The sequence below is a fragment of the Rhodococcus sp. P14 genome, assembly GCF_000256505.1.
GTDB lineage: Bacteria > Actinomycetota > Actinomycetes > Mycobacteriales > Mycobacteriaceae > Rhodococcus > Rhodococcus ruber.
Genome location: NZ_AJFC01000314.1, coordinates 1 through 8,631 on the forward strand (window position 1 = coordinate 1; position 8,631 = coordinate 8,631).

The 8,631-nt window shown below is 71.5% G+C and carries 6 protein-coding genes and 1 pseudogene; all 7 read right to left on the reverse strand.

Features of this window, described 5'->3' with window-relative positions; all coding sequences use genetic code 11:
* Positions 1 to 658, reverse strand: a pseudogene (locus tag OEY_RS0122565) (hypothetical protein); the annotation flags it as partial.
* Positions 659 to 769: 111 nt separating this feature from the next.
* Positions 770 to 1,819, reverse strand: a complete 1,050-nt coding sequence (locus OEY_RS0122570; RefSeq protein ID WP_010596030.1) for a TIGR03617 family F420-dependent LLM class oxidoreductase — start codon at positions 1,817 to 1,819, stop codon at positions 770 to 772.
* A 19-nt stretch (positions 1,820 to 1,838) separates the two neighbouring features.
* Positions 1,839 to 2,954 carry an NDMA-dependent alcohol dehydrogenase gene (locus tag OEY_RS0122575; RefSeq protein ID WP_010596031.1) on the reverse strand — a complete coding sequence of 372 codons (1,116 nt, stop codon included), beginning with the start codon at positions 2,952 to 2,954 and terminating at the stop codon, positions 1,839 to 1,841.
* Between the two features lie 46 nt (positions 2,955 to 3,000).
* A complete protein-coding gene (locus tag OEY_RS0122580) occupies positions 3,001 to 4,434 on the reverse strand; it encodes an aldehyde dehydrogenase family protein (protein ID WP_085997958.1) in 1,434 nt (477 codons plus the stop codon).
* A 59-nt stretch (positions 4,435 to 4,493) separates the two neighbouring features.
* Complete coding sequence (gene fadD1 / locus OEY_RS0122585) at positions 4,494 to 6,098, reverse strand: fatty-acid--CoA ligase FadD1 (RefSeq protein WP_010596033.1); 1,605 nt, start codon at positions 6,096 to 6,098, stop codon at positions 4,494 to 4,496.
* A 4-nt stretch (positions 6,099 to 6,102) separates the two neighbouring features.
* A complete protein-coding gene (locus OEY_RS0122590) occupies positions 6,103 to 7,026 on the reverse strand; it encodes an alpha/beta hydrolase (RefSeq protein ID WP_010596034.1) in 924 nt (307 codons plus the stop codon).
* Entirely contained in the window at positions 7,023 to 8,387 is a 1,365-nt protein-coding gene (locus tag OEY_RS0122595) for a flavin-containing monooxygenase (RefSeq protein WP_017679903.1), read from the reverse strand. Before OEY_RS0122595 ends, OEY_RS0122590 begins: the two co-directional genes overlap by 4 nt.
* Between the last annotated feature and the right edge of the window lie 244 nt (positions 8,388 to 8,631).

Here is an 8,631-nt window from a genome sequence, read left to right on the forward strand (position 1 = left end):
CGGCGAACACTGCTGCAGTGCACACACTTCCGTCGACCGCCTCGTCGGCCAGTGCCCGCATCGCCGGTGCACCACCCCGGTCTCCGAGCATGCACCTCAGGGCCGCGCCGAGACCGGCGACGTCGGTCGTCTCGTCCGCGCCGGGCAGCGTCGCGGGGAAGGCCAGGACCGCGGCGCCGGACTCGTCGACCCGGATGCGCACCGGATCGTCGAGGCCCAGGATCGTCGACTGCCGGTGCGCGGCACGCACCGTCTCGGCCAGACGAAGCATGATGCGCGCCGCGGCGGCCGGATCGGGACGGTCCCCGGCGACGTCGGGCAGCGACCGGCCTGGCGTCCATTCGGACACGACCACGCAGCAAGCGGAGTGGTCGGCGACATCGAAGACACGGGCCGCCGCTCCCACCCGTCCGAACGCGGCCGAGGCCGTGCGCGCACACAGCGCGTGGAAGAAGGCACCGTCGTCGCCCGCCGGTCGCGGGGCGACGGTCAGCGCGACGGTGCGGTTCATGACGGTGTCGTGTCCGCGCCAGCACTGCAGGCCGTCGACCGTTCCGTGCCGATCGACCAGAACATAGCGTCCGTCCGCGACGCGCGACCCGGCCGCCGGCTGCCGACTCGGCGGCCCACCCGGAGCCGCACCGTCGTTCTCGGTCATCGACGATCCCCTCCCCGGATCCGGGTCCCTGGCCGTCATTGTCCATCGCGGCGCTGCCGGAAGTACACGATTTCGGCACCGGCGCGCCGGTCGGCAGTTGCCGCGTCCGTCTCAGCGATCCTCGGCCGCGCGGCGTTCCGGCAACGCGCGGAGACGATCGAGAAGGCGCGCGAAACCGTCGTCGCCCGACGGTGCCGCCGGCGGGTCGATCGCCAGGCCGTCGCACAGCCCGCCGTACCAGGAGCCGAGGACCTCCGGCAGCTGCGCGTAGGTGCCGCACGGCACGAGGGCGTGCAGGACGTCGTCGGTCATCAGCGGGGCCATCTCCGCCCAGCGCCGGTCCCGGGCGAGCGCACCGAGCCGCTCGCCGAGACCGGCGAGACCGTGCATCTCCAGGGTGCGCCGGTAGGCGGGGGTCGAGTACAGGAACGCGAACTCCGAGCGTGCGGCGTCGGTGGCGGCGGCGACGGCGGCGTCGTCGCGTCCGGTGATCGGTTTGGGGACCACCACGACGCGGGGACCGCCGTCGCCCCGGCCGGCGCGGGCGGCGCCCTCCCGCAGTGCCGGCAGGACCCGCTCGCGCAGGAACAGCGGATGCGAATTCGTGGGGTGGGTGACGAAGCCGTCGGAGCGCTCCCCGGCGAGCACGCACATGCGGCGGTTGACCCCACCGGTCCACAACTGCGGGGCTGCGACGTCGAGCGGGCCGGGCCGGAAGTACGGCTGCAACCGGTCGAACGTGTAGTGGGTTCCGCTGTGCGACAACGGATTGTCGGTGGAAAACGCGTCGAAGATCGCCCGCAGGGAGTCGAGGTAGTCGCGCAGCTGCGCGGCGGGATCGCTCCACGGCATCGAGAAGCGGCCCACGATGTTGCCGCGGACCTGCGTCGCGATCCCGAGCTGGAAGCGGCCCCCGGAGAAGCGGGCCAGCTCCCAGGCGGAGTACGCGGTGACCATCGGGCTGCGGGCGAACGCCACGACCATGCTGGTCCGCACCGTCAGCCGCGAGGTGTGCTCGAGCGCCAGGGCGCACACCGCGAACGGATCGCGCACCGTCTCCGACACGTGCACGGTGTCGTATCCGAGGGCCTCGATCCGGCGCACCCGCTCGGCCACCCGGCTCAGCGGCGTGTCCGCCGGCAGTGATGCCACCACTTCCATCTCGGGACCTCCGTGTCGATCAGAAGACGACGATCCCGCGCAGGTTCCGTCCCTCGTGCATGTCGGTGAAGCCCTGCGCGATGTCGTCGAGCTTGTAGGTGGCGGTGACCAGTTCGTCGAGCTTCAGCTTGCCCGAGGTGTACAGCTCGATCATCCACGGGATGTCGGCGGTCGGGGCCGAGGCGCCGAACAGCGAACCCTGCAGCCGCTTCTGGTACAGCACCAGCTCCATCGGGCTGACGGGGATTCCCACGTCGCTCATCGCGCCGAGACCGGTGACCACGCACGTGCCGGCCTTGCGGATCGCGGCGAACGCCTGCGCGATGTGCTCGCCGGTCGTCACGCCCACGGTGACGATCGCGGCGTCGGCGCCCTGACCGTCGGTGCAGGAGCGGGCGATCTCCGTCGCCTCGGCCATGTCGGCGACGGCGTGCGTCGCACCGAACCGCAGCGCGCTCTCCCGCTTGAACGGCACCGGGTCGACGGCGATGATCCGGGCCGCGCCGGCGTGGGCGGCGCCCTGGACGGCGTTGATGCCGATGCCGCCGACGCCCTGCACGATCACGGTCTGCCCCGGATACACCTCGGCGGAGTTGACCGCCGCGCCCCAGCCGGTGCCCACCCCGCAGCCGAGCAGGCACAGCTTGTCCAGCGGCAGGTCCTTGTCGACCTTGATCGCCGAATCGACGCTCACCGTGGTGTATTCGCTGAAGGTGGACAGGCCGCAGGTCTGTGCGACCGGTGCCCCGTCGAGACTGAGCCGGAAACTCGCCGGGTCGTCGGGCCGGCTGCCGGTCATGATCGCCGCACCCCGGTCGCACAGGTTCTGCAGTCCCTTGGCGCACCATCGGCACCGGCCGCACGCGGCGAGGAACGAGAACACGACGTGGTCGCCTTCGCTCCAGCCGGATGTCTCGGGCCCGACCTGCACGACGACGCCGGCGCCTTCGTGGCCGCCGCAGATCGGGTAGCTGCCGACCGCGTGGTCGCCGGTGGCGATGTGGTCGTCGGAGTGGCACAGGCCCGCCGCCACCATCTGCACCGTCAGTTCGCCGCGCCGCGGCTCGTCCAGTTCGAGGTCGGCGATCTCGTACGTGCCGGGTGCCTGGCGGATGATCGCGCCACGGGTTCTCATCGGGTTCCTTCGGATGGGTGGGACGGTGGCCGGGTTCGGTGCACCGTCAGGGGGTGACCTGGGCGTCCATCGCGGCGCGGTAGCCGTCGCCGTACGGCGGCAGCATCCCCCACTCGCGGCGCGGATCCTGGTCGGGGGCGACGAACACCGTTCGGGCGTGGCTGAATTCGAGGAAGCCCTCGCGGCCGTTGTAATGCCCCGTGCCGGAGGCACCGATCCCGCCGAACGGCGCGTCGAGCATGCCCGGATGCATCATCACGTCGTTGATCGTCACGCCCCCGGAGGTGGTGGATTCGACGACGGTGCGCTGCTCGTCGTCGTCCTTCCCGAAGTAGTACAGGGCCAGCGGTTTCGGCCCGGCGTTGAGCTGCGCGATCACGTCCGCGAGGTCGTCGTAGGTGCGCACGACCATGGCCGGTCCGAAGATCTCCTCCTGCGAGATCGCCGCGTCCGCCGGCGGGTCGACGACCAGCCGCAGGGGGCGGCGCCGGTCGGTCGCGTCGATCGGTTCCGCCGGCACGGTCTCGATGCGTGCCCCCCGCTGTTCGGCGTCGCGGATGTAGCCGTCGATGCGTGCCGCGTGCCGCTCGGTGACGACGGCCGTGGCGTCGGCGTTGCCGGCGGCGGTGGGCAGCAGTTCGAGATACGACGCGCGGACCGCGGCGACAAACGGCTCGAGGCTCTCCGACGGGACGTACACGGTGTCCGGGTTGACGCACAGCTGACCGGCGTTGGTGGCCTTGCCGACCGCGATCCGGTAGGCGGCGGCGGCGAGGTCGGCCGAGCGCCCGACGATCGTCGGGGACTTGCCGCCGAGTTCGAGCGTGACGGGCACCAGGTTGCGGGCGGCGTTCTCCAGCACCGAGCGGCCCGCGGCCTGGCCGCCGGTGAACACGATGTGGTCGAACGGCAGTGCCGTCAGGGCCTGCGCCACGTCGGGACCGCCGGTGATGACCGCGACGTCGGCGGGGTCGAGGAACTCGGCGGCCGCCTCGGCCAGCACCTGCGCGGTGCGGGGGACGAGTTCGGACGGCTTGAGCACAGCCCGGTTCCCGGCGGCCAGCACCCCGGCGAGCGGGCTCAGGAGGGTGAACACCGGCGCGTTCCAGGTTCCGATGACCGCCACCGACCCCTTCGGCTGGTACTGCACCGAGGCGGTGGCGCCCAGCTGGTCGTACGGGGCGAAGACCGACCGCTGCTCGGGCTGCATCCACTCCTCGAGGTGGTCACGCGAGTACTTCAGCGCGGTCAGCGAGCCGAGCACGTCGTTGACGGTGGAGTACCCCGGGTGGCGGCCACCGAAGTCGGCGTCGATCGCCTCGACGATCCGCCCGCGGCGGGCGACGAGCATGTCGATCACCCGCTGGATCCGGGCGCGGCGCTGCGCCGCGGAGCTGGTCCATCGTGCGCGAAACTCCCTCTGCTGGTTCTCGAGCAGCGCGTGCACGTCGGTGCCGATGGTTGCGGTCATGGCGCGGATGCTATGGGCGGTGCCGGCCGGTCCCCGGCGCAGTCCCGTTGAGCGAGACCGCTACCCGCTCAGTCGGTGGCGACGTACGCGCACCCCTCCCCCGTGCCGGGGGCACGTCGGTCCCGCCGGGTCCACAGCACCCCGTCACCCGGGGTCGGCCCCTGCCGGACCAGTTCGCGTTTGAGGATCTTGTTGGTGGCGGTCACCGGCAGGTCGGGGGCGATGCGCACGTGGCGGGGCCAGGCCTTCGGCGACAGATCGGGTTGCGCGGCGAGGAACTCCTCGAACCGGTCGGGGGTCAGCTCGGCGCCGTCCCGCAGGACGAGCGCGGCCATCACCTGATCGCCCACGTGCGCGTCGGGCACGGCGTAGACGGCGACGCGGCTCAGCGCCGGGAGCCGCTGCAGGATCCGCTCGATCGGGGCGGCGGTCAGGTTCTCGCCGTCGACCCGCATCCAGTCGGCGGTGCGGCCGGCCAGATAGATCCAGCCGTCGGCGTCCTTGTAGGCGAGATCGCCGGACCAGAACATGCCGTGCCGCAGCCGCTCGTCGGTGGCCTGCGGGTCGTTGTAGTACCCGGAGAAGAACCCGGCGCCGTGGGTGTTGACGAGTTCGCCGATCGCCTCGTCGGCGTTGAGCAGGGCGCCGGTGTCGTCGAACTCCGCGGCGGGGCATTCGGTGACGGTGGCGGAGTCGTACACGGCGACGCCCTCGAGACCCCGGCCGATCGAGCCGCGCGGGGTGCCCGGTTCGCGGGTGACGATGACGGCGTTCTCGGTGGATCCGAAGCCGTCCCACACGGTGCAGTCGAACCGACGCGCGAACTCCTCGATGTCGCGGTCCGTGGCCTCGTTGCCGAACGCCACCCGCAGCGGGTTGTCCCGGTCCTCGGGCCGCTCCGGGGTGGCGAGCACGTAGGCGAGAGGTTTGCCCACGTAGTTCATGTACGTCGCGCCGTAGCGGCGGACGTCGCCGAGGAACCGGGACGCCGAGAACGTGGCCGGGGCCATCGCCGCGCCGCTGCCGACGCCGACGCTCCACCCGGCGAGCACGGCGTTGGAGTGGAACAGCGGCATCGACAGGTAGCACACATCCCGGTCGGTGATGCCGAACCGCCCGATGAGGTTCTGGCCGGCGAACAGCACCATCAGGTGCGCGACGCGGACCGGTTTCGGGTCGCCGCTCGTGCCGGAGGTGAAGATCATCATGAACGTGTCCATCGCCTCGGCCTCGCGGTGCGGGCGCAGCTCGCCGGCGCCGGCGCCGGCGAGCAGATCCGCCCACTCGGGCGTCGACGTGTCGAGGATCCGCACCCCGGGTAGGTCGAGGCCGTCGAGCAGCGGCCGGTGCTGCCGATCGGTGACGACGATCTGGCAGTCGGCGCGCGAGATGTCGCGGGCCAGACCGTCGCCGCGACGGGTGGTGTTGATGCCGCACAGGACGTATCCGCCGAGTCCGGCCGCGGCGACGGCCTCGAGCATGTCGGGGGTGTTGCCGAGCACGGTTCCCACGTGCATCGGGCGGTTCGGGTCCGCGAGGGTGAGCAGCGCGGCGGCCTGGGCGGACGCACGACCGAGGTGCTCCTGCCACGTCCAGGCGCGGTCGCCGTACACCACGGCGGTGCCGGTCTGGCCGAGTCGCGCGCGCAGTGCCTGCTGGACGGTGTCTGCCACGGTCTCACCTCGTCGTCGTGGGGTCGGTGGTCAGGTGCCGGGACAGGAACGAGATCTGGTGCGCGACAGCAGCTTCGAACCATTCGTGCCCCGGCCAGACGCCGAAGTGGTCGCACGGGTAGTGGCGGACCTCGGCGCGGCCCCGCTCGGCGGCGAGCGCGGCGGCGCGCGGCGGCGCACTGCGGTCGAAGTCGGCGATCTGGACGAGCAGCGGGCAGCGCAGCCCGGCGGCGTCCTTGCCGGGACGGTAGGTGCCGAGTTCGAGTGCGATGCGGGCGTCGATCTCGTTGCGCCACGTCGGTCCGGCCAGGACGGTGTAGTCCTCGAAGTAGCCGTCGAGGGTGAGTGCCGCGGTCTCCCCGGGCCGGCCGACGACCGGGATGGTGACGGGTCCGCGGCCGGTCCGCGTCGAGACCCGGCTGCGAGCGCCGGTGGCCGCGGACCGCATCATCGTCCGTGCGGAGTGGTGCCGGCCGGCCAGCCGTCCCGCGGCCGGTCCGTCGACCAGTGGGGTGACGGCGACGACGGCGGCGACGTCGGAGCGGTGGGCGCCGACGGTGAGCACATGCCCACCGGAGAGCGATACTCCCCAGAGCACCAGGCGATTCCGGTCGACACCGTCGAGCGCCGCGGCCGCGTCGAGGGCTGCCCGGTAGTCGTCGGCCTGGCCGCGCAGGTCGACCCGTTGCCGCGGCGTGCCGCCGGAGGCACCGAAGCCGCGGTAGTCGAAGGCGACGACGTCGAGGCCGGCGTCGGCCAGGCGATCGGCGAACTCGCGGAGTCCGGAATCCTTGGTGCCGCCGAGGCCGTGCGCCATCACCACCGCCGGCCGTCCGTCGTCGCCGGTGAACGCGTCGCCGCGGCCGGGAAAATGCCAGGCGTCGCAGTCGGCGTCGCCGGAGCGGAAGGTCAGGTTCCGGGGCGTCATCGGCGTGCCCCTTCCGGGACGTTGCCCACCGGGCGTGGGGAGTTCTGGGCCGCAGCACGTTTCAGTCCGTCGGGCAGCTCGTGCACCCGCAGGTCGTGCTCGTAGAGGAAGTAGTCGACCTGCTGGGTGTGCCGGGGCCGGTCGAGCATGTGCCCGGTGTACTTGCGCTGATCGGCGTCGATCACTCGTTCCATCTCGTCGGGCGGCGGCGGCCGGTACCGGCCGATCACGTGGGCCGCGACGAGCCGCGCCTGGCACTCGACGAACGGGAACAGGGTCGGGGTGGCCTGCGCGAAGCCGACGAAGGCGAGGTTGTCGATGCCGGGCGCGAAAATCCGTTTGTAGAGCCGGATGTGATTGCCGGGTGCGGCGATGAAGTCTTCGTCGAAGAACGGGAAGGTGATGTTGTACCCGGTGGCGTAGACGACGACGTCGAAGTCCGACGAGGTGCCGTCGGCGAAGTGCACCGTCGCGCCGTCGAGCAACCGGATGTCGGGTTTGGCGACGACGTCGCCGGAGCCGAGACGCAGCGGCAGTTCCACCGACTGGGTGGGGTGCGCTTCGAAGAACTTGTGGTTGGGCGTGGGCAGTCCGTACCGCTCGGGCCGGCCGGCGAGGAGTGGCTGACCGAGCTGGGCGAGTTTGCGCTGCCACGACAGCGGCAGGTGCGGACTGGTCCGGTAGTACTTGTCGGCGGGCCGCCCGGCGATGTACTTCGGCACGATCCACGCGCTCGAACGGGTGGAGAGGGTGACCTCGTTGCCGAGTGCCTTCGACGACAGCTCCACCGCGATGTCGGCGGCGCTGTTGCCGATCCCGACGACGAGGATGCGCTTGTCGGAGAAGTCGATCGGCGTGCGCGGATCGATGTAGTGGTGGGAGTGCAGCGACGTGCCGGTGAACTCTCCCGGGAAGTCCGGGATCCGCGGGTCCCAGTGGTGCCCGTTCGCCACGACGAGGTAGTCGAAGTACCGGGTGCGCCCGTCCTCGGTGTCGAGTTCCCACCGGCCGTCGTCGCCCCGGCGGGCGTGCACGACGCCGTTGCGGAACTCGATCCGGGACTCGAGGTCGAACGCCGCGGCGTATCCGTCGAGGTACTGCTTGATCTGGGTGTGGTGCGGGAAGTCGGGGAAGGACTCCGGCATCGGGAAGTCCTTGAACGACAGCTGGTGCTTCGACGTGTCGATGTGCAGGGAGCGGTAGGCGCTGCTGTGACCGTTGGGGTTGCCGAACGCCCAGTTGCCGCCGATCCGGTCCGACGACTCGAAGCACGTGTAGGGCACGCCGTAGTCGCCGAGCATCTTTCCTGCGGTCAGACCGCTGATTCCCGCGCCGATGACGGCGGTGGTCGGTGCCGGCATGTCGCAGCTCCTCGTGTGCAGGTTCCGGCCCCCCGGTGAGCCGGTCCGATCGCCGGCGCGAACGCGTCCGGTGACGACGACCCCAATGTAGAACATGTTCACCGCGAGTGTAGACACTTTCCGGAAAGTGTCTACTGCGCGTAGGGTCGGCTCGCGGGCCGCGCGGTCCGCGAGCCGAGAGGAACAGCGCGTGCCCACCGAGACGACACCCGGAAGTGTCCGCGAGCGGCTGGGCGCCGCGCCC

Excerpts from the sequence above, each read along its gene's own strand:
- OEY_RS0122595 (WP_017679903.1), bottom strand. The coding sequence starts at position 8,387 with ATGCCGGCACCGACCACCGCCGTCATCGGCGCGGGAATCAGCGGTCTG.
- OEY_RS0122570 (WP_010596030.1), bottom strand. The coding sequence starts at position 1,819 with ATGGAAGTGGTGGCATCACTGCCGGCGGACACGCCGCTGAGCCGGGTG.
- OEY_RS0122590 (WP_010596034.1), bottom strand. The coding sequence starts at position 7,026 with ATGACGCCCCGGAACCTGACCTTCCGCTCCGGCGACGCCGACTGCGAC.
- OEY_RS0122575 (WP_010596031.1), bottom strand. The coding sequence starts at position 2,954 with ATGAGAACCCGTGGCGCGATCATCCGCCAGGCACCCGGCACGTACGAG.